Consider the following 20,503-nt stretch of genomic DNA (forward strand, 5'->3'; position numbering starts at 1 on the left):
GATCCCATGCCAATAGCTCGACTTCGCACCTATCGCGGCCCTGCGCTCCTCTCATACGGCTTCCGGCCGTTCTTCCTGTTCGGTTCGATCTATGCCGGCGCGATGATTCCGGTGTGGCTATGCGTCTTTGAAGGTGAACTGTTTCCGCCGACCGCTTTCGCTCCTCTCGATTGGCACATTCATGAAATGCTGTTCGGCTATGTCGCGGCCATCATTGGCGGCTTCCTGCTGACCGCGATACCAAACTGGACCGGACGACTGCCCTTGCAAGGCACTCCGCTCGCGACGCTGGTTTCGGTCTGGCTTGCCGGGCGCCTGGCCGTCTGGGTGTCGGCCTGGATTGGATGGGAAATTTCCTGCCTCATCGACGCGGCTTTCCTGATCCTGCTTGCGGCCGCCGCCGCGCGCGAAATCATCGCCGGCCGGAAGTGGAGCAACCTGCCTTTGGTGGCGATCGTCTCACTGTTTGGCGTCTGCAATGTCGCATTTCACATCGAGGCGCAGGTCAACGGCCGCGCCTATTATTCGATGCGCTCAGGCATCGCGCTGGTGATTGTTCTGGTTGCCGTGATCGGCGGACGAATCGTTCCGAGCTTTACGCGGAATTGGCTGGCGCGACAGCACGCCGGCCGGATGCCAATACCCTTCGGCCGCTTCGACGCGGTCGTCATCGCAGCCGGCGCGGCCGCGCTCATCGCCTGGATCATCGCTCCGACGGCAGAGACGACCGGCATCGCGATGATCGTTGCGGGTTGCCTTCACCTGGTTCGCCTTGCGCGTTGGGCCGGTTTTCGAACTGTCCGCGATCGCCTCGTACTTATCCTTCACCTTGCCTACGTATTCGTGCCGACCGGCTACTTTCTCCTGGGGGGCTCAGCATTTGGCCTTGTCCCGACAAGCGCCGGCATCCACGCCTGGACCGGTGGCGCAATCGGCACCATGACCCTTGCGGTCATGACGCGTGCGACCCTTGGGCACACTGGAGGCGAGTTGAAAGCCTCACGCGGCACGCAGTTTCTTTACGCGGCGGTCATCGCCGCGGCGTTGCTGCGCATATGCGCATCCGTCTCTCCCGAGCACTTGCAGGCCCTGCTCGCGGCAGCCGGAACCGGCTGGGCAGTTGCGTTCATTGGCTTCGCCATACTTTATGGCCGCATGCTCTGCTCGCCCAGACGCCCCTGACAGCGCCCTAATGACTGATCATCCAGGGGCGCGCAGTCGGAAAACCTTTTGCACCGCTTCTGGTTTTCGTGACAAGACGAGACGGTTTTCCCGAACAGCAGCCGCAGCCGGCTCCGTGCGAGGCCTTGTATTGATCGAGCGTCTTCGGCGCGTTGGCGCTGCGCTCATTGGTTGAGTGCGCTTTTCGCCGCTCCGCCGGCATGCAAAAGAAATTCGGCGCCCGCAAAATCGCGCGCGGCGATGGGCTGGCGCATTTCGGGCAATCGCCGGGCGCGTCGCATTCGGACATCGGCCGCATGTCCGTGAACGGACCGCAATCGTCGCAAAGATAATCGTAGACCGGCATTTCATTTTCCTGCGTTGAACGCTCTCAGAACCGCGGCGGATGCAGGGCGGCAAGAAATGGTCACCGTCCTGCACCCCTTCGCAGGAAGACTCTATGTTTGGAGCATAACCTTATCGGAAAACCGGTTCCCCCTTTTCCGGGTCATACTCACTTATCCGGCGAGAGCGCTACGTCGACGCCGCCCTTGACGTGCTTGATTGGACCTGCCGCCGACGGCATGATGTCGAAATCGAAGATTTCCGTCGGCAGATAAAGCGTCGCACAGGCGTTCGGGATATCGACGACGCCGCTGATATGGCCCTGACACGGCGCAACGCCGAGGATGGCATAAGCCTGGGCTCCGGAGTAGCCGAACTTCTTCAGATACTCGATGGCATTCAGACAAGCCTGGCGATAGGCGATATGGACGTCGAGATAATGCTGCTTGCCGGCCTCGTCGACCGAGATGCCTTCGAAGATCAGGTAATCCTTGTAGTTCGGCGTGATCGGCGACGGCTTGAAGATCGGATTCTTGATGCCGTATTTGGCGACGCCGTCCTTGATGATGTCGACCTTCAGGTGCAGCCAGCCGGCCATCTCGATCGCGCCGCAGAAGGTGATTTCGCCATCGCCCTGGCTGAAGTGCAGGTCGCCCATCGAGAGGCCGCCACCGGGCACATAGACCGGGAAGTAGATTTTCGAGCCGCGCGACAGGTCCTTGATGTCGCAGTTGCCGCCGTGCTCGCGCGGCGGAACGGTTCGGGCGCCCTGCGCCGCAACTTTGGCCTTTGCGTCACCCGTCGCCTTGCCGGCATGAGCCGTGGCGGCGAACGGCGGATTTGCCAGAGGCGGTACGCGCTCCGGATTGGTCGCGATCAACGCGGTCTCGCGTTCATTCCATTTCGCCAGCAGCTTGGCATCGGGCAGGCATCCGATCAGACCGGGGTGGACGAGCCCGGCGAAGTTGACGCCGGGCACGTGGCGCGACGACGTGTAAAGGCCCTTGATGTCCCAGATCGACTTCTGGGCCAGCGGGAAATGTTCGGTGAGGAATCCGCCGCCATTCTTCTTGGAGAAGAAGCCGTTAAAACCCCACATGCTCTCTTTCATCGGACCGACGTCGAGCAGGTCGACGACCAGGAGATCGCCGGGCTCCGCGCCCTTGACGCCGATGGGACCCGAGAGGAAGTGCACGATCGACAGGTCGATATCACGCACGTCGTCGGCCGAATCGTTGTTCTTGATGAAGCCGCCGGTCCAGTCGTAGGTCTCGATGATGAAATCGTCGCCCGGATTGACCCACGCCACGATCGGCACATCGGGATGCCAGCGGTTGTGGATCATCTCGTTTTCGTAAGGTGACTTGGTAAGATCAACCTTGATCAGTGTCTCTGGCATTTCAACGCTCCCCTGTTTCGAGCCGTGTAAAATTCAAACTGATAGATATTTGGAGATCTGCGCGGCATCGACGCCGTCGCGCGGATCGTCCCGGACGATTTCGCCGTTCTCGATAACGAGTACGCGATCCGCGATGTCGAGCGCGAAGCTCAGAACCTGCTCGGAGACGACGATCGAAAGTCCCCGCTCGTCGCGAATTCGCTTCAAGGTGCGCGCCATGTCCTTGATGATCGACGGCTGAATGCCTTCGGTCGGCTCATCCAGCAGCAGCACCTTCGGCTTGGTGGCAAGCGCACGCGCGATCGCGAGCTGTTGCTGCTGACCACCAGACAGGTTGCCGCCGCGGCGGTTCTTCATTTCGAGCAACACAGGGAACAACTCGTAGATGCTGCCGGGTACCTCGCTCTCGCCGGACACGACGAGACCGGTCTCGATGTTCTCCTTCACCGTCATGGTGGAGAAGATCATCCGACCCTGTGGCACGTAAGCGAGCCCCTTGGCCACGCGCTCATAGCTCGGCAAGCCCTCGAGCTCGCTGCCGTCCATGGTGACCGAACCGCTTTTCGCCGGCAGGATTCCCATCAGCGATTTCATCAGCGTGGTCTTGCCCATGCCGTTGCGGCCCATGATGGCGACGATTTCGTTCGCAGCGACCGAGACGTTGAGGCCGTGCAACACTTCGCTCTGGCCGTAGGCGACGTGAAGATTGGAAATTGCCAGCATCAAAACGGTCCTCGCCTTCTCAGTGCCCCAGATAGACTTCGATCACCTTGGGATCGTTCTTGACGTGCTCCATCGACCCCTCCGAAAGGATCTGGCCCTGATGCAGAACCGTCACCCGGTGGGCAATGTCTTCGACGAATTTCATGTCGTGCTCGATCACCAGCACCGAGCGATCCTTGATGATGCGGTTGAGCAGTTCGGCGGTCTTGGCGCGCTCGCTCACGCTCATGCCGGCGACGGGCTCGTCGAGCATCAGCAAATCCGGGTCCTGGATCAGCAGCATGCCGATCTCGAGCCACTGTTTTTGCCCGTGGCTGAGCTGGTCGGCATAGGTATCGAGACGATCTTTCAGGAAGATCATCTCGGCCACCTCCTCGACCCGCTCCCTTACCGCTGCATCGCGCTGGAACGTCAACGAGCCGAACACACTGCGGCCGCGCGGATAGGAAATCTCGAGGTTTTCAAACACGGTCAGATCTTCGAAGACCGACGGCGTCTGGAACTTGCGCCCCACTCCGGTCTTCACGATCTGGTTCTCCTTCAGTTTCGTCAGCTCCTTGCCGCGAAACTGGATCGAGCCGGACGTCGCTTTGGTCTTGCCACAGATCAGATCGAGCACGGTGGTCTTGCCGGCGCCGTTGGGTCCGATGATGACGCGGATCTCGTTTTCCTCGACGTAGAAGGACAGGTTGTTGACCGCCTTGAATCCGTCGAAGGACACGGTAAGGGCTTCGACCGCGAGCAGGAATTCCCTGGGCTGATGGCCAATTTTCACGACAATCTCCTCACTCAGCCGGCGCGCCGTTGGCGACGGAATTATCAGGCAAGACGAGGCCCGGCTTTTCCCGTGCCGCGATCAGGCGATCGATGCGGGGTTGAACGTGGTCGGCCCAGATTCCAGCAAGGCCGTTCGGGAAGGCGAGGACAACGGCGATGAACAAGGCACCGAGGCCGAACAACCACAGTTGCGGGAATGATTCAGACAGCGCCGTCTTGGCGAAATTGACGACCAGAGAGCCATAGACCGCGCCGAAGATCGACATGCGGCCGCCGACCGCCGTGTAAATCACCATTTCGATCGACGGCACGATGCCGACAAAAGACGGCGACATGAACCCGACTTCGAGAGTGAACAGCGCGCCGCCGATCGCGGCAAACACCGCGGCCGCGCAGAAAGCGAAGATCTTGAAGTTGGCGACGCTGTAGCCGGAGAAGCGAACGCGGTCTTCCTGCTCACGCATCGCCACCAGGATACGGCCGAGCTTGGTCAGGCGGATGAACTGCGCCGCGACGATGCAGCCGAACAGCAGCACAACCTCGACAAAATAAAGGATGAACTTGGCGTGGTCGGTGCGGATGTCCCAACCATGCAGCGTGCGCAGATCGGTGATGCCGTTGATGCCGCCGGTATAACCCTGCTGGCCGACGATCAGGATGGTGAGAATGGCGGCGATCGCCTGCGTGATGATGGCGAAGTAGACGCCACCGACGCGCCGCTTGAACATTGCAGCACCGATGATGAAGGAAAAGAACGCCGGCACGAGAATGATTGCGGCAACCGTGATCGGAAAGCTATGGAACGGTTTCCAGAAGAAAGGCAGCTGCGTGATCTGATTCCAGTCCATGAAATCCGGAATGCCGGGGGTCGACTGGATCTTGGTGTTCTCGACGCTCGATGCCTCAAGCTTGAGGTACATCGCCATGCAGTAGCCGCCGAGACCGAAGAACACGCCCTGCCCCAGGCTCAGGATGCCGCCATAGCCCCAGCACAGCACGAGGCCGATCGCGACGAATGCGTAGGTCAGGTATTTGGCGACCAGGTTGAGCCGAAACACATCGAGCGACAGCGGCAGAATGACAAACAGCAAGAGCGCCAGCGTCAGGAAGCCGATCAGTTCCGAGCGATTGAAGAAGCGCGAGTTGATGATCATGACCGGAGCTTTCTCGACTCTCTATTTGCGGACTTTCAGGGCGAACAGACCCTGCGGCCGCATCATCAGGATGGCGACGATGGCAAGCAGCGTGAGAACCTTGGCCATCGACCCCGACATGAAGAACTCCATGGTCGACTGCGCTTGCGAGATGGTGAAGGCAGAGGCGATGGTGCCCAGCAAGCTCGCCGCACCGCCGAATACGACGACAAGGAACGTGTCGACGATGTAGAGCTGGCCGGCCGTGGGACCGGTCGAGCCGATCATGGTGAAGGCGCTGCCGGCGATCCCTGCGATGCCGCAGCCCAGGCCGAACGTGTAGCGATCGACCTTTTCGGTATTGATGCCGACGGCGCCGGCCATGACGCGGTTCTGCACCACCGCGCGCACTTGCCGGCCCCAGCGGGAGCGGAACATGATGTAGGCGACCGCGAGCGTTATCAGCACAGTCAGGCACATCACGAAGATGCCGTTGATCGGTACCTCGATTGAATCGGTGATCTGCTTTGAACCCAGCATCCATGGCGGCAGTTCGACGCCGACCTCGCGCGCACCGAAGATCGAACGGTAGGCCTGTTGCAGGATAAGGCTGAGACCCCAGGTCGCGAGCAGCGTGTCGAGCGGACGCTTGTAGAGATGACGTATCATCGCCCATTCGACCAGCATGCCGAGCGAACCTGAGGCGATGAAGGCCAATATCATGGCGATGAAGAAGTACCCGCCGAAGATGGTGGGGATATAGGCTTCGACGAAACTAGCGGTCATCCAGGTGACGTAGGCGCCCAGAATCATGAACTCGCCATGGGCCATGTTGATGACGCCCATCTGGCCGAAGATGATGGCAAGCCCCAGCGCCATCAACACGTAGACCGAAAACAGGATCAGGCCGGCAAAGCCTTGCATCGCGAGAATGGCGCCGAGATCGCCAATCGAGTAGTCGCCGAACATCGAGCCGTTCTCCACTGCCGGGTAGGCTCGCGTCGCGGGAGGTCGCGACGCGAGAAAGTTGTTGGGAAGAGACGCGAGATCGAGCGCGCTGGTCTTACTGGTAGCCCTTCGGGAACGGATCGGGCTCGACGAGATCGGCGGTCTCGTAGATCAGCTCGTACTGGCCGTCGACCTTGGCGCGGCCGACGCGCGTCTTCGACCAGAGGTGATGGTTTTCGTGGATGCGCACGTAACCTTCCGGCGCGCCCTTGAACTCCACGCCGGGCGAAGCTGCCGCGACCTTGTCGATGTCGAAGCTGCCTGCTTTTTCGACCGTCAACTTCCAGAGCCACGGGCCGAGATAGGCGGCTTGCGTCACGTCGCCGATGACCGTCTTTTCGCCCCACATCTTCTTGAACGCCGGCACGAAGGCCTTGTTGTTCGGATTGTCGAGCGACTGGAAGTACTTCATGCAGGCATAGGCGCCCGCGATGTTCTCGCCGCCGATGCCGTCGATCTCGTCTTCGGTCACCGAGATCGTGAGCAGCGTCTGCTTCGACATATCGATGCCGGCCGCCTTGAGCTGCTTGTAGAAGGCAACGTTCGAGCCGCCGACGATGATGGCGTAGATCACGTCCGGCTTGGTCAGCTTGATCTTGTTGATCACCGAATTGAACTGGGTCGAACCGAGCGGGAAATATTCTTCGCCAAGAACCTTGGCGCCTTGCAGATGGCCTTCGATGTGCTTGCGGGCAATCTTGTTCGACGTGCGTGGCCAGATGTAGTCGGAACCGAGCAGATAGAAGGTCTTGGCGCCCTTGGTCTTGTTGACCCAGTCAAGGCCCGCGATGATCTGCTGGGTTGCCTCCTGGCCGGTGTAGATGACGTTCTTGGACTGCTCGAGGCCTTCGTAGAAGGTCGGATAATAGAGCATGCCGTTATATTGCTCGAACACCGGCAACACCGCTTTGCGCGAGGCCGAGGTCCAGCAACCCATGACGGCCGCGCACTTGTCATTGACGAGGAGCTTCTTGGCCTTTTCAGCGAATGTCGGCCAATCGCTGGCGCCGTCTTCCTGAATGAACTTGATCTTGCGCCCGAGCACGCCACCGGCCGCGTTGATCTGTTCGATGGCGAGCTTTTCCGCTTCCACCGATCCGGTTTCCGAGATCGCCATTGTGCCGGTGACCGAGTGCAGAATTCCAACCGTCACATCGGTGTCGGTGACCGCCAATCCCGTGGTGTTGACCACCGAGGTTGCAGGCGTGTTGGCCCACGCGGACCGCGGAAGCAGGGAAATGGCAGGAAGCGCCGCCATTCCGGCGAGCAGTTTGCGCCGAAGCGGCGATTTCAGGCTGCTTTTGATCTCGTCTGACATCAGTACCCCCATTCGTGTTCGAGGACGTCGTTTTGCCCGACGAGGATTGCGCGGATTGTGCAGCGCACAGATACGCAAGATCGCGTATATTGCACCGCAAAATCCCGACGTAGATTTTGGCATCGGAGTTGCAACGACCGCCGAGACGATCGGGAGTGCACAGGTGGCAGGGCGGCAGCGGATCGACCGCGTCAGACGCCAATATAATCAATGGGTTGCGAACCAGACGCTGGAGGATTATGCGCTCCGCTTCACCGCCAAGAGCGCCCGGCGATGGTCTGCGGCCCGCGTCGCCAATACGGCACTCGGTGCCATTTCTTTCCTCGCTTTGGAAGCGATCGGGGGGACCATCACCCTCAACTACGGCGTCAGCAACGCCGCTGCAGCCATTCTCGTCGTTAGCGCCATCATTTTCTGTTGCGGCCTTCCAATCGCCTACCATGCCGCAAAATGCGGCATCGACATTGACCTCCTCACGCGCGGCGCGGGCTTCGGCTACATCGGCTCGACGATCACGTCGCTGATCTATGCGTCCTTCACCTTCATTTTCTTCGCGATCGAAGCCGTCATTCTCGCGAGCGCGCTCGAGATGTGCCTCGGTATTCCGCGGCCGATCGGATATCTGATCAGCGCCGTCGTGATCATTCCGCTCGTCACTCACGGCATCACGCTGATCAGCCGTTTTCAGCTCTGGACCCAGCCGTTGTGGATCGTGCTGCACGTCCTTCCCTTCGCTGCGATCGCTTACGCCAATCCGCATTCCTTCACCGAGTGGACCAGGTTCGCCGGAGAGCACGGCAGCGCCGGCCAATTCGATCTGCTGTTGTTCGGCACCGCCGCTTCCGTCGTGTTCTCACTAGTGGCGCAGATCGGCGAGCAAGTCGACTTCCTGCGCTTCCTGCCGCGCGACCGGCGCACTTTGAAGAAGTCATGGTGGATTGCGCTGCTGACGGCCGGCCCCGGCTGGATCGTTCTCGGCGCGCTGAAACTGCTGGCGGGATCGTTTCTGGCTTTCTTTGCCATCAATCACGGGGTCTCCTACGAGCATGCGGCCGAGCCTGCGCAAATGTATCTTCAGGCTTTCCGCTATGTGCTGTCGCAACCCGATCTCGCTTTGGCGCTGACCGGCACGTTCGTCATCCTCTCACAGGTCAAGATCAACGTGACCAACGCCTATGCCGGCTCGATCGCGTGGTCGAACTTTTTCTCGCGGCTCACCCACAGCCACCCCGGCCGCGTCGTCTGGCTGGTGTTCAACGTGCTGGTCGCGCTGCTCTTGATGGAGATCGGCGTCTACAAGGCACTGGAACATACGCTGGCGCTCTATTCGAACGTTGCGATCGCCTGGGTCGGCGCGCTGGTCTCCGATCTCGTCGTCAACAAGCCACTCGGCTTGCGACCGCGGCAGATGGAATTCAAGCGCGCACATCTTTACGACATCAACCCGGTCGGCGTCGGCGCGATGTCGATTGCGACGATCGTTTCGATCAGCGCGTTCTACGGATTGTTCGGACCGACGGCCAAGGCGCTGTCGTCCTTCGTTGCGCTGGCGGTCGCGTTCCTTGCGGCTCCGCTGATCGCCTATGCGACCGGCGGCAAATACTACATCGCGCGCAAGCCCAAGCGGAGCTGGCAGAACGTCGAAGCCATCAAATGCTGTATCTGCGAGCACACCTTCGAGCCCGAGGATATGGCCGCCTGCCCCGCTTACGCCGGACCGATCTGCTCGCTGTGCTGCTCGCTCGATGCACGTTGCCACGACCTTTGCAAACCGCACGCTCGTATCCAGTCGCAAGTGTCCGAGAGCCTCGGCAAGCTGCTACCGCAGCCGATCTACGCCCGGATCAACTCCCATGTCGGGCACTATCTTGGCGTGTTCGCGATCTCCGCCGGGTTAGTCGGGCTGACGCTCAGTCTGATCTATCTTCAGACCGCGGCGAACGTCGACGTCGACCAACTCCTCGTTTGGGACGTGCTTTGGAAGGTCTTCTTTGCGCTCTCGATCATCATCGGCGTCGTCGCCTGGCTGTTCGTGCTGGCGCAACAAAGCCGGCGTGCGGCAGAGGCCGAAACCCGACGGCAGACCACGCTCCTCATTCAGGAAATCGATGCCCATAAGCGCACCGATGCCGAATTGCAGCGCGCCAAGGAAGTGGCGGAATCGGCCAACCTTGCCAAAAGCCGTTATGTGGTGGGCTTAAGCCATGAACTGCGCTCGCCGCTGAACGCGATCTCCGGTTATGCGCAACTGCTGGAACAGGACGCAAGCCTTGCGACCAAGCCGCGCGATCAGGTGCGCGTGGTCCGCCGCAGCGCCGACCACCTGTCCGGATTGATCGACGGCATTCTCGATATTTCGAAAATCGAGGCCGGACGGCTGTATCTGTCGCGCGATGAGGTCCGCATCGGCGAATTCCTCGACCAACTCGTCGGCATGTTCCGCCTGCAGGCCGCCGCCAAGGGGATCGACTTCGTCTTCAAGCGCGCGCCGACACTCCCTTCCGTCGTCTATGCCGACGAGAAGCGGCTGCGCCAGATTCTCATCAACCTGCTGTCCAACGCCATCAAGTTCACCTCTTCCGGCAGCGTGCAACTGGTCGTGCATTATCGCAGCCCCGTTGCCGAATTCGAGGTGATCGATACGGGCCCTGGCATTCAGCCGTCCGACCTCGAACGCATCTTTGCGCCTTTCGAACGCGGCGCGCTTGGCGCCTCGCAGCCGCAGACCGGAACCGGGTTGGGGCTCACCATCAGTCGCCTGCTCGCCGGCGTCATGGGCGGCGATATCCAGGTTACGAGCACCGTCGGCAACGGCAGCACGTTCCGCGTCAAGCTGCTGCTGTCTGAGGTCGCCAATCCGAAGCAGATCGCCGCGGTCAATGCATCGCCATCCGGTTATCACGGCGCGCGCAAGACCATTCTGATCACCGACGACGATCCGATCCAGCGCGATCTGATGCGTGAGGTGCTGACGCCGCTAGGCTTTATCCTGCTCAGCGCGCCCGATGGTGAAGGTTGCCTGGCCCTCGCCCAGCATTGCCGCCCGGACCTGTTCCTGCTGGATATTTCGATGGCCGGAATGGACGGCTGGACCGTCGCGGAAACCCTTCGCGCAACGGGTCACCATCAGGCCCGCATCCTGATGGTGTCGGCCAGTGCGCTCGAAGCGCATGGTGCGCCGCTGGCGCAGCCCTTCCACGACGGCTATCTGATGAAGCCGATCGATATTCCGCGCCTTCTTGAATTGATCCGCCAGCTTCTCAAAATCGATTGGCAATACACTGATGAACCGGTCACGGCAGCAAAGTGGGAGCCCGGCCGCGGCCGGCAACCGCCGCCAAGCCAGGTCGAGGACCTCATCAATCTGGGCCAACTCGGCTATATCCGCGCGATCCAGGTCAAGCTCGACGAGATCAGCGCCGACCACCCCGAGCACAGCGATTTCGTGTCGGAAATGCGCGCCCTGATCGACCGCTTCGATCTCGATCGCTATATGGCAACCCTTAAATCACTGCAAAGTCATGATCGCTGAATCCAAGAAGCGCGACATCGCGCTCGTCGTCGACGATTCTCCGGAAACGCTGCGTCTGTTGACGGACGCGCTCGATGGCGCGGGAATGACGGTCATGGTGGCAATGGACGGCGCGGCTGCGCTGCGCATCGTCGAACAGATCACGCCGGATATCATCCTGCTCGACGCCGTCATGCCCGGCATGGACGGCTTCGAGACCTGCCGGCGGTTGAAAAGCGACACGGGTTTCGGCAACGTTCCCGTCATCTTCATGACGGGGCTGGCCGAAACCGAACATATCGTAGGCGGCCTCGAGGCCGGCGGCGTCGACTACGTCACCAAGCCGATCGTGATCGAGGAAATGCTGGCGCGCATTCGCGTGCACCTCGCCAACGCCCGGATGACGCAGAGCGCTCGCGCCGCGCTCGACGTCTCCGGGCGCTATCTGCTCGCGGTCAACGGGCAAGGCAAGATCGTCTGGGCGACGCCACAGGCGCAAAAGATGCTGTCTGAAAATCTGCCTTCCAGCGCCGGCGAGGAGTTCGCCCTGCCCGAACCCACGCTGGAATGGCTGACGCAGATGCAAAAGGGAAACGCCAAAGCGAAAGGCCAAACCGCCTCGCTACCGCAGAACGAGCAGCTTCAACTGCAATATATGGGCAAGCTTGGACCGAACGAGTTCCTGCTGCGCCTGGCCAAAGATTCCAGCGCCGATACGCCGATCGAATTTTCCAGCGAACTCGGCCTGACAACGCGCGAGGGCGAAGTCCTGTCGTGGCTCAGCAAGGGGAAAACCAACCGCGACATTGCGCAGATCCTGGGGTTAAGTCCGCGGACCGTCGACAAGCACCTTGAACAGATCTACGCCAAGCTTGGCGTCGAGAACCGCACGGCGGCCGCCGCCATCGCGACCAGCACCAATCGGCGCCATTCATAAAGTTGAACACGCGAATTCTGCGCCGCACCAATTCCTGGCAACGCCGAACGCTCAATTTTTGAGCGTGCAGCCACTCCGCGGCTCAGGCCTAATCGCGCCAACGTCGAATCGTTGCGCTCGAGTTGGCAAACGATACAAAAGCAAGCAAGCGGTGGAGGATCGCATGCGAGGAATCGGGCGGGCTGCCCTGCTAGCCTGCGTGTGTGCGCTGAGCGGCACGGCGCTAGCCTTCGACAACGGACAATACGACAATGTCTCGCCGGACATCCGTGCCTGGTTCAAAGCCGTGACTGCACCGAACGGCGTCCCGTGTTGCGACATGGCGGACGGTCACCGGACCGATTATGATTTTCGCGAGGGCGCCTATTGGGTTCCCATCGAGGGGCAATGGATGGCCGTACCCGAGCGGGCCATTATCCGCGATCGCGGAAATCCGGTTGGTCAAGCCGTAGTTTGGTACGTGCACCACCGCGGCACCATCATCATTAGCTGTTTCGTGCCGGCGGACGCCGTGTGATTTCCGGCATCGGCGCGCGCAGGTTTGCGAACGACGATGGCGGGACGGCACGCGATCGCAATTGCGGAATTTCAAGGACCGCAGACCTGCGTAATCACCGATGCAGGGTTGCGCCGATGCGGCTTGGTGACGGGCGTCGCACCGCTAGCTGAGCTTGGGGCCGTTTCGGTGAAAGCTCGTCCGCATGTCGACCGTAATTCAAAGCCTGTGCGTGAGGCGCAATGACGCAGCACGTTGGATGTTATTGCTGGGCCTCTCGCTCGCCGCGATCTTTCCATTGCTGGCGCGGCGCGCACCGCTCCCCTATCCCGCAACCACTGCCGCTTTTTTCGACACCGCAAAAATCGAAGGCATTGCATTTCTTGAGAGCGATTCGAATGCGGTAGCTCCCGATCCTGCGCGAGCCGTCGTTCGTGATGAGCATGCCGGCGTCCCAATGTTCGGCATGGACACAGAACCCGTCTTCGGCGGCGATCTTCCGGAGAAATGGGGGCGCGCTCAAGCCGAAATTTCGCAGCAGCTGAAGGTCGTGGCGCTGTGCCGTGATGGCCAGCGCTGCCCCGCTGCTGCAAGGGAGCTTATCCGCTTGAGTTCGGAAGGCGCCGGGCGAAGCGGCCGTGCTCGCGTGGGTCTGATCAACAGAGCCGTTAATCTTGCAATCGGACCGGCGAGCGACGAAGCCCAATGGGGCGTTCCGGACCATTGGAGTGCTCCGTTCGAGACCATTCAGTCCCGCCGCGGCGACTGCGAGGATTACGCAATCGTCAAATACGCCGCGCTGCTGGAGGCCGGCGTCTCCGCAGACGACCTCAAACTCGTGGTCCTGAAAAGCGCCTTTCCGAACGAGGACCACGCAGTGTTGGCCGTGCGGGTCGACGGCGAGTGGCTCCTCCTGGATAATCGCACACTGACGCTGGTGCGCGACACCGACGTCGTCAGGGCGATGCCGGAGTTCATGTTGGACGATCACGGTGTCCGGCGGTTTGTCTCGGCGAACCGACACCGGCAATCGGTCAGCTAAAACGCCCCAAGGGTAGATTCTCCAACTCACAGGCCGGTAAAGCTGACGGTTCGCTCAGTGCGAACGAGTTCAGCCGCGGGAAGGTAGCGACTGCCTTCGTCGGCGAGAAATTCCAGCATCGCCTGCGCGGGCGGCAGCAATGTCTTGTCCGACCGGCGCACCGCATACCATTGCCGCATGACCGGCAGGCCCGCGACATCAAGTATGACGAGCCGCCCGTCGGCAAGTTCGCTCGCGACCGTGTGCAGCGAAATGAAAGCGATGCCGAGGCCGGCGATCACCGCCTGCTTGATGGTCTCGTTTGAGTCCATCTCCATGCCGATCTTCGGTTGCAGATCGCTGGCCTGAAAAAACTGCTCCATCAGCATGCGCGTGCCAGAGCCGCGCTCGCGCATGATGAAGGTCTCGTAGGTCAAATCTACGACCGCAAGACCTCTGTCCCTGGCAAGCCAGTGACCAGCCGCGGCAACGACGACGTGCGGGTGCTCGCCGAGCAGGCGCTTCTCCACCGGCACGTCAGGCGGGGGCTGGCCCATGATCGCGATGTCGAGATCGTAGCCGCGCAGCGCCTGACGGATGTCTTCGCGATTGCCGATCCTGAGCACGATGTCGATCTTCGGATGTTGCTTGGAAAACGCGGCGATCGCGAATGGCACGAAATATTTCGCCGTCGAGACGGCCGCGATCGAAACGCGGCCGCCGCTGCGGCCCGCGATCATGTCAAGCGTCTGCTCGCAATCGACCAGCGCCGCTTCGATGCGTTCGGCGAGCGCAATGACCTCACGTCCGGCATCGGTCAGCCGCATGCCGTCTCCGGTTCGCTGAATGAGCGGAAGACCGGCCAAGGCTTCGAGGTTGCGAAGCTGCAGCGTCACCGCGGGCTGGGTGAGATTGAGCGACCGCGCGGCCGCCGTGACCGAGCCCATGGCATGCACCGCGCCAAGCGCGCGGAGCTGCCGGATCGTCAAATCGCGTCGAAAATGGACTGCCATGCTGACCTTTATAAGAAGGACTTTGGCCGGACCCAAGATATTGAAATTTTACTTATTGCTCAATCCCGACGTTTCATAGCGGCGACCCGCACAACGATCTCTCCGGCTGCGCGGGCGATCAGGCCAAGCCCTCCCTGAAAGGGCGGCCACCGCAGGGAACGACCAATGGACCAGCAGCCCCCGACGTTGGACACGTATCTCGACGGCGCCGCCTCCTCCATCCCCCAGGGAGATGCTCTGGCGAAGGTGATCTCCCGCCTCGCCAAAGCGGCAATCGAACTGGCCGGCCTGATCGCAGCCGGACCTCTTGCCGGCATCGACGGCCGCGCGAGCGGCACCAATTCCGGGGGCGATACGCAGATTGATCTCGATATCGCAGCGAATGCACTGATGTGCAGCGCTCTCCACAATACGCCGGTCGCCGCTGTTGTCTCCGAGGAAACGGAGTTGCCGGAGATCCTCGATTCGGAAGCCGCGTTTTGCGTCGCCATCGATCCACTGGATGGATCGGCCAATCTCGCCAACAACATCTCGACCGGGACGATTTTTTCGATCCGGCCACGCTTGCGCGACGCGTTGTCGTCTTTCTTCGAACCGGGCACCACGCAGCTTGCCGCCGGATGCTTCATCTACGGCCCGCAGACGACGCTGGTGCTCGCACTCCATGGCAGCGTCGAGATTTTCCTGCTCGATCGCGCGAGAGGCGAATTCATCCTGATCCGGCGCAACGTTCGCATCCCCGCGCACAGCGCCGAATTCGCCATCAACATGTCCAATCGCCGGCACTGGAACGAAGCGGTGCAGGCGTTTATCGAGCAATGCCTGTTAGGGGCAACCGGCGAGCACGGCGAAGACTTCAACATGCGCTGGATCGGCTCGCTGGTTGCCGAGACATTCCGCATCCTGGTGCGAGGCGGCGTGTTCCTTTATCCCGCCGATGCTCGTCGCGGCTATCGCGAGGGACGGCTGCGCCTCATCTACGAAGCGCATCCCGTCGCCTTGATCATGGAGTGGGCCGGCGGCGCCGCCTCGACCGGACGCGACCGCATTCTCGATCTCTCGGCACGCATGCCGCATCAACGCACGCCGCTGATCATGGGCTCGGCCCGCGCGGTGCGCGATCTCGACATCATGCACTTGCGGACTCAACCACTGTTCGAAAGCAGCGACGCGCCGCTATTTGCGCGGCGCGGGCTGTTTCTCTGACGGAGACGCGCATGTCGCGGCGGCATCCTATCATTTCCGTCACCGGCTCTTCCGGGGCCGGCACCACGTCGGTGAAGAAGACGTTCGAGCAGATCTTCCGCCGCGAGCAGGTGACCGCGGCCTATATCGAAGGCGACGCGTTTCATCGCTATGACCGCACCGAAATGCGCCAGAAAATGGCGGAAGAGGCCGAACGCGGCAACCGGCACTTCAGCCACTTCAGCCCCGAAACCAATCTGTTCGAGGCGCTCGAGAAGACGTTTCGCGAATATGGCGAAACCGGCACCGGGCTGACACGCCACTATCTCCATGACGCCGAGGAAGCAGCGCTCTATGGCGGCGAGCCCGGCACCTTCACCGCCTGGACGTCCCTGCCCTCCGATTCCGAGCTGTTGTTCTACGAAGGACTGCACGGCGCGGTCGTGACCGAAAAGGTTGATATCGCACGGCACGCCGACCTCAAGATCGGCGTCGTGCCTGTGATCAACCTGGAATGGATCCAGAAGCTGCATCGCGACCGGTCGCATCGCGGCTATTCGACCGAGGCCGTGACCGACACCATCCTTCGCCGCATGCCGGACTACGTGAACTACATTTGTCCGCAGTTCACCGAGACCGACATCAACTTCCAGCGCATCCCGACGGTCGATACTTCGAACCCGTTCATCGCGCGCTGGATCCCGACGCCGGACGAATCGATGGTGGTGATCCGCCTGAAGAATCCGCGCGGCATCGATTTCCCCTATTTGCTGTCGATGGTCCCGCACAGCTTCATGTCGCGCGCCAACTCGATCGTGATTCCCGGATCGAAGCTCGATCTCGCGATGCAGCTGATTTTGACCCCGCTGATCCTGCAACTCATCGAACGCAAGAGGCGCTCGCTATGACGGTCCATTCCACCGCCGCACTGAACAGCTTCCGCACGCTCCCGTCGCATGTCGAGATGGCGAATGCCGTGCGCTTCCTTGCCGCCGACGCGGTCGAGAACGCAAAGTCGGGCCATCCCGGCATGCCGATGGGCATGGCCGATGTCGCCACGGTGCTGTTCTCGCGCTTCCTCAAGTTCGACGCTGCCGATCCGCACTGGCCCGATCGCGATCGCCTCGTGCTGTCGGCCGGTCATGGATCGATGCTGCTGTATGCGCTGCTCCATCTCACCGGCTATGAGACGATGACGCGCGATGAGCTCAAGCGCTTCCGCCAGTTCGGCTCGAAAACGCCCGGACATCCCGAATACGGCCACACCGAGGGCGTCGAGACCACGACCGGACCGCTCGGACAGGGACTTGCGACCGCCGTCGGCATGGCGCTGGCCGAGCGGATGCTGAACGCGCGCTTCGGCGACGATCTGGTCGATCATTTCACCTATGTGATCGCCGGCGACGGTTGCCTGATGGAAGGGCTCAGCCACGAAGCGATTTCGCTTGCGGGTCATTTGAAGCTGTCGCGCTTGATCGTGCTGTTCGATGACAACCAGATTACGATCGACGGTGCCACTTCATTGTCCTGCTCCGACGATCAGTTGATCCGCTTCCTCGCCTCCGGCTGGTCGGTGCGCCGCGTCGATGGCCATGACCATGATGCGATCGCCCAAGCCATCAACGAAGAACGCGAAACCAATCGTCCCTCGCTGATTGCCTGCCGCACCGTGATCGGCTACGGCGCGCCGACGCGCCAGGGCACCGAAAAGGTCCACGGCGCGCCGCTCGGCGGCGCCGAACTTGGCAAAGCGCGGGAAGCGTTGCATTGGCCGTATGGACCGTTCGAGATCCCGGAAGAATTGCTGGCGCGCTGGCGCGCGGTAGGCGCGCGTGGCCGCATCGCCCGGCACCGCTGGATGGAGCGGCTGGAACAGCGTGACGAATTCGCCCGCGATGATTTTGACGATGCCCTCAAGGGCGAGGCCGGCAACGACGTCGGGTTTGCGTTACGCGAGATCGAGTGTCGTTTTGCCGACCAACGGCCGAAGATCGCGACCCGCCAGGCTTCGCAGCAGGTGCTGGAGGCGATCACGCAAGCCTCGCCGAACCTGCTCGGCGGCTCCGCCGACCTGACGCATTCCAATCTCACGCTGACACGCGCGCAGCAACCAGTGCGGCCCGGCGCTTATGACGGTAACTACATTCATTATGGCATTCGCGAGCACGCGATGGCGGCCGCGATGAACGGCATCGCATTGCATGGCGGGTTCATTCCCTATGGCGGCACATTCCTGGCGTTTTCCGACTACAGCCGCCCGGCGATCCGTCTCGCCGCGCTGATGGGCGTGCGCGTCATTCATGTGATGACCCATGACTCGATCGGTCTCGGCGAAGACGGCCCGACACACCAGCCGGTCGAACACCTGGCGTCCTTGCGCGCCATTCCCAATCTCCTGGTGTTTCGTCCCGCGGACGCGGTCGAGACGGCGCAGGCGTGGGACTGCGCTCTTCGAGCAGGCCGCCAGCCTTCGGTGCTCTGCCTGTCCCGGCAAGCGCTGCCTGTGCTCGATCGCGCCTTCGCGCCTGAAAATCCGGTTGCGCGCGGCGCGTATGTGCTCAGCGAACCCGAGCACAGGCGGGACGTGACAATAATCGCGACCGGATCAGAGGTCTCTATCGCGGCAGAGGCAGCCATGCTGCTCGGCGCGCGGGGTTTGCGCGCGGCTGTCGTGTCAGCCCCCTGCTTCGAACTGTTCGAGCTGCAGCCTGCCAGGTACCGCGCCGCCGTGCTCGGCACCGCACCACGGGTCGGCGTTGAGGCGGCCGTCGAAGGCCTTTGGCGCAAATGGATCGGCGAGAACGGCGAGTTCGTCGGCATGACCGGCTTCGGCGCTTCTGCGCCCGCAACCGAGCTCTATTCGCACTTCGGCATCACGGCCGAGGCGGTCGCTGCAGCCGCCGAGCGGACGGTGACGGAAGCAAGGTCCGCGATCCCGATCCCCGCCTGACGACAACAACGAAACGTCTGGAGTGAAACGATGGCAAAGATCACCTTGAGGCAGCTGTTGGACGATGCCGCCGAGCGCGGCTACGGCGTCCCGGCGTTCAATATCAACAATATGGAACAGGGGCTTGCGATCATGGAAGCAGCTAGCGCTGTCGACGCGCCCGTCATCATCCAGGCCTCGCGCGGCGCGCGTTCCTATGCCGGTGATATCATGTTGTCGCGGATGATCGACGCGCTGGTCGAGATGTTTCCGCACATCCCGCTCTGCCTGCATCAGGATCACGGCAACAGCGAAGCCACCTGCGCCACCGCTATCCAGCATGGCTTCACCTCGGTCATGATGGATGGTTCGCTCAAGGCCGATGCCACCACCGTCGCCGACTACACTTACAATGTCGACATCACGCGTCGCGTGGTTCAGATGGCGCACTGGATCGGCGCCTCGGTCGAGGGCGAGCTTGGCGTGCTCGGCTCGCTCGAGCATGGGTCAAGCGAAAAAGAAGACGGTCACGGCGCCGAAGGCGCGCTCGGCCACGACCAGCTGCTGACCGATCCCGACCAGGCTGTCGAGTTTGTCGGTGCGACGGAGGTCGATGCGCTTGCCATCGCTATGGGCACTTCGCACGGCGCCTACAAATTTACCCGCAAGCCGGACGGCGAGATCCTCGCGATGCGCGTTGTCGAAGAGATCCATCGCCGGCTCCCGAACACGCATCTGGTGATGCACGGTTCGTCGTCGGTACCGCAGCCGCTGCAAGACATGTTCAACGCCTTCGGCGGCGAGATGCCGCAGACCTGGGGCGTTCCGATCGAGGAAATCGTGCTCGGCATCAAGCACGGCGTCCGCAAGGTCAATATCGATACCGACTGCCGTCTGGCGATGACGGCCGCGTTCCGAAAAGTAGCGCTACAGTCGAAAAGCGAATTCGACCCAAGAAAATTCCTGAAGCCCGCGATGGACGCACTGCGTGACCTCTGTCGTGAGCGCTTCGAGCAGTTCGGAACGGCCGGCAATGCAAGCCGGATCAGGCCGATCCCGCTTGCCGAAATGGCACGCCGCTATCGCTCAGGCGCCCTCAAGAGCGAACGCATGACGAAAGCGGCCTGACGGGCCGATGAAAACAAGAGGAGTGTCAGATGAAACATGAGTCGATCACGGTGCGCGGCAAGGATCGCTACAAGTCAGGCGTCATGGAATACAAGCGCATGGGTTATTGGGAACCCGGCTATCAGCCAAAGGACACCGACGTCATTGCGCTGTTTCGGGTGACGCCGCAGGATGGCGTCGATCCGACCGAGGCCTGCGCCGCGGTCGCCGGCGAATCCTCGACCGCGACCTGGACCGTGGTGTGGACCGACCGGCTGACGGCAGCGGAGAAATATCGCGCCAAGTGCTATCGGGTCGATCCGGTTCCTGGCTCGCCCGGCGTTTACTTCGCCTATATCGCCTACGATCTCGACCTGTTCGAGCCGGGCTCGATCGCGAACCTCACCGCGTCTATCATCGGCAATGTGTTCGGCTTCAAG

At 61.5% G+C, this 20,503-nt stretch carries 17 protein-coding genes and 1 pseudogene; 10 read left to right on the plus strand and 8 right to left on the minus strand.

The genetic code is table 11. The features are described from left to right. The first annotated feature begins 6 nt into the window (after positions 1-6). On the plus strand, positions 7-1,182 hold the full coding sequence (locus VFB05_RS06525) for an NnrS family protein (protein ID WP_325010192.1): 1,176 nt from the start codon (positions 7-9) through the stop codon (positions 1,180-1,182). Positions 1,183-1,189: 7 nt separating this feature from the next. Here the strand turns inward: VFB05_RS06525 and VFB05_RS06530 are convergent, their stop codons facing one another. The 7 genes from VFB05_RS06530 to urtA form a co-directional block, all read right to left on the minus strand. Then, complete coding sequence (locus tag VFB05_RS06530) at positions 1,190-1,528, minus strand: zinc ribbon domain-containing protein (protein ID WP_325010194.1); 339 nt, start codon at positions 1,526-1,528, stop codon at positions 1,190-1,192. Between the two features lie 147 nt (positions 1,529-1,675). Beyond that, on the minus strand, positions 1,676-2,905 hold the full coding sequence (fmdA, locus tag VFB05_RS06535; protein ID WP_325010196.1) for a formamidase: 1,230 nt from the start codon (positions 2,903-2,905) through the stop codon (positions 1,676-1,678). Positions 2,906-2,938: 33 nt separating this feature from the next. Then, positions 2,939-3,628, minus strand: a complete 690-nt coding sequence (gene urtE / locus VFB05_RS06540) for an urea ABC transporter ATP-binding subunit UrtE (protein WP_325010198.1) — start codon at positions 3,626-3,628, stop codon at positions 2,939-2,941. 19 nt (positions 3,629-3,647) lie between these two features. Beyond that, positions 3,648-4,403 carry an urea ABC transporter ATP-binding protein UrtD gene (gene urtD / locus VFB05_RS06545; RefSeq protein ID WP_325010202.1) on the minus strand — a complete coding sequence of 252 codons (756 nt, stop codon included), beginning with the start codon at positions 4,401-4,403 and terminating at the stop codon, positions 3,648-3,650. Between the two features lie 10 nt (positions 4,404-4,413). Further along, on the minus strand, positions 4,414-5,559 hold the full coding sequence (gene urtC, locus VFB05_RS06550; protein ID WP_325010204.1) for an urea ABC transporter permease subunit UrtC: 1,146 nt from the start codon (positions 5,557-5,559) through the stop codon (positions 4,414-4,416). 21 nt (positions 5,560-5,580) lie between these two features. Continuing rightward, positions 5,581-6,507: an urea ABC transporter permease subunit UrtB gene (gene urtB / locus VFB05_RS06555; protein ID WP_325010207.1), complete on the minus strand. Its 927-nt coding sequence runs from the start codon at positions 6,505-6,507 to the stop codon at positions 5,581-5,583. A gap of 94 nt (positions 6,508-6,601) precedes the next feature. After that, positions 6,602-7,864, minus strand: a complete 1,263-nt coding sequence (gene urtA / locus VFB05_RS06560; RefSeq protein ID WP_325010209.1) for an urea ABC transporter substrate-binding protein — start codon at positions 7,862-7,864, stop codon at positions 6,602-6,604. Positions 7,865-8,027: 163 nt separating this feature from the next. Here urtA and VFB05_RS06565 point away from each other — a divergent pair, with 163 nt between their 5' ends. From VFB05_RS06565 to VFB05_RS06580, 4 genes are all read left to right on the plus strand, one after another. Then, positions 8,028-11,396: a hybrid sensor histidine kinase/response regulator gene (locus tag VFB05_RS06565; RefSeq protein WP_325010211.1), complete on the plus strand. Its 3,369-nt coding sequence runs from the start codon at positions 8,028-8,030 to the stop codon at positions 11,394-11,396. Beyond that, on the plus strand, positions 11,386-12,312 hold the full coding sequence (locus VFB05_RS06570; protein WP_325010213.1) for a response regulator transcription factor: 927 nt from the start codon (positions 11,386-11,388) through the stop codon (positions 12,310-12,312). Before VFB05_RS06565 ends, VFB05_RS06570 begins: the two co-directional genes overlap by 11 nt. Positions 12,313-12,475: 163 nt before the next feature. Continuing rightward, positions 12,476-12,829: a hypothetical protein gene (locus tag VFB05_RS06575; RefSeq protein ID WP_325010215.1), complete on the plus strand. Its 354-nt coding sequence runs from the start codon at positions 12,476-12,478 to the stop codon at positions 12,827-12,829. 277 nt (positions 12,830-13,106) lie between these two features. Next, the gene (locus VFB05_RS06580) at positions 13,107-13,850 is read left to right on the plus strand and encodes a transglutaminase-like cysteine peptidase (protein WP_325010217.1); all 744 of its coding nucleotides are present in this window, start codon (positions 13,107-13,109) and stop codon (positions 13,848-13,850) included. 26 nt (positions 13,851-13,876) lie between these two features. Here VFB05_RS06580 and VFB05_RS06585 read toward each other — a convergent pair whose 3' ends face one another. Then, complete coding sequence (locus tag VFB05_RS06585; protein WP_325010220.1) at positions 13,877-14,842, minus strand: LysR family transcriptional regulator; 966 nt, start codon at positions 14,840-14,842, stop codon at positions 13,877-13,879. A gap of 165 nt (positions 14,843-15,007) precedes the next feature. Here VFB05_RS06585 and VFB05_RS06590 point away from each other — a divergent pair, with 165 nt between their 5' ends. From VFB05_RS06590 to rbcL, 5 genes and pseudogenes are all read left to right on the plus strand, one after another. Further along, entirely contained in the window at positions 15,008-16,048 is a 1,041-nt protein-coding gene (locus tag VFB05_RS06590) for a class 1 fructose-bisphosphatase (protein ID WP_325010222.1), read from the plus strand. Between the two features lie 11 nt (positions 16,049-16,059). Further along, positions 16,060-16,935: a phosphoribulokinase gene (locus VFB05_RS06595; RefSeq protein WP_325010224.1), complete on the plus strand. Its 876-nt coding sequence runs from the start codon at positions 16,060-16,062 to the stop codon at positions 16,933-16,935. After that, on the plus strand, positions 16,932-18,977 hold the full coding sequence (gene tkt / locus VFB05_RS06600) for a transketolase (RefSeq protein WP_325010226.1): 2,046 nt from the start codon (positions 16,932-16,934) through the stop codon (positions 18,975-18,977). Before VFB05_RS06595 ends, tkt begins: the two co-directional genes overlap by 4 nt. A 30-nt stretch (positions 18,978-19,007) precedes the next feature. Beyond that, positions 19,008-20,084, plus strand: coding sequence for a class II fructose-bisphosphate aldolase (gene fba, locus VFB05_RS06605; RefSeq protein WP_325010228.1), 1,077 nt, complete (start codon positions 19,008-19,010; stop codon positions 20,082-20,084). A 29-nt stretch (positions 20,085-20,113) separates the two neighbouring features. Then, positions 20,114-20,503, plus strand: a pseudogene (gene rbcL / locus VFB05_RS06610) (ribulose-bisphosphate carboxylase large subunit); the annotation flags it as partial.

Origin of the sequence: Bradyrhizobium sp., from assembly GCF_035652035.1 — a bacterium.
GTDB lineage: Bacteria > Pseudomonadota > Alphaproteobacteria > Rhizobiales > Xanthobacteraceae > Bradyrhizobium.

What these genes read in the sequence shown, in the direction of transcription:
- VFB05_RS06525 (WP_325010192.1), top strand. Translation starts at nt 7, where the DNA reads ATGCCAATAGCTCGACTTCGCACCTATCGCGGCCCTGCGCTCCTCTCA.
- VFB05_RS06530 (WP_325010194.1), bottom strand. Translation starts at nt 1,528, where the DNA reads ATGCCGGTCTACGATTATCTTTGCGACGATTGCGGTCCGTTCACGGAC.
- fmdA (WP_325010196.1), bottom strand. Translation starts at nt 2,905, where the DNA reads ATGCCAGAGACACTGATCAAGGTTGATCTTACCAAGTCACCTTACGAA.
- urtE (WP_325010198.1), bottom strand. Translation starts at nt 3,628, where the DNA reads ATGCTGGCAATTTCCAATCTTCACGTCGCCTACGGCCAGAGCGAAGTG.
- urtC (WP_325010204.1), bottom strand. Translation starts at nt 5,559, where the DNA reads ATGATCATCAACTCGCGCTTCTTCAATCGCTCGGAACTGATCGGCTTC.
- urtB (WP_325010207.1), bottom strand. Translation starts at nt 6,507, where the DNA reads ATGTTCGGCGACTACTCGATTGGCGATCTCGGCGCCATTCTCGCGATG.
- urtA (WP_325010209.1), bottom strand. Translation starts at nt 7,864, where the DNA reads ATGTCAGACGAGATCAAAAGCAGCCTGAAATCGCCGCTTCGGCGCAAA.
- VFB05_RS06570 (WP_325010213.1), top strand. Translation starts at nt 11,386, where the DNA reads ATGATCGCTGAATCCAAGAAGCGCGACATCGCGCTCGTCGTCGACGAT.
- VFB05_RS06575 (WP_325010215.1), top strand. Translation starts at nt 12,476, where the DNA reads ATGCGAGGAATCGGGCGGGCTGCCCTGCTAGCCTGCGTGTGTGCGCTG.
- VFB05_RS06585 (WP_325010220.1), bottom strand. Translation starts at nt 14,842, where the DNA reads ATGGCAGTCCATTTTCGACGCGATTTGACGATCCGGCAGCTCCGCGCG.
- VFB05_RS06590 (WP_325010222.1), top strand. Translation starts at nt 15,008, where the DNA reads ATGGACCAGCAGCCCCCGACGTTGGACACGTATCTCGACGGCGCCGCC.
- VFB05_RS06595 (WP_325010224.1), top strand. Translation starts at nt 16,060, where the DNA reads ATGTCGCGGCGGCATCCTATCATTTCCGTCACCGGCTCTTCCGGGGCC.
- tkt (WP_325010226.1), top strand. Translation starts at nt 16,932, where the DNA reads ATGACGGTCCATTCCACCGCCGCACTGAACAGCTTCCGCACGCTCCCG.
- fba (WP_325010228.1), top strand. Translation starts at nt 19,008, where the DNA reads ATGGCAAAGATCACCTTGAGGCAGCTGTTGGACGATGCCGCCGAGCGC.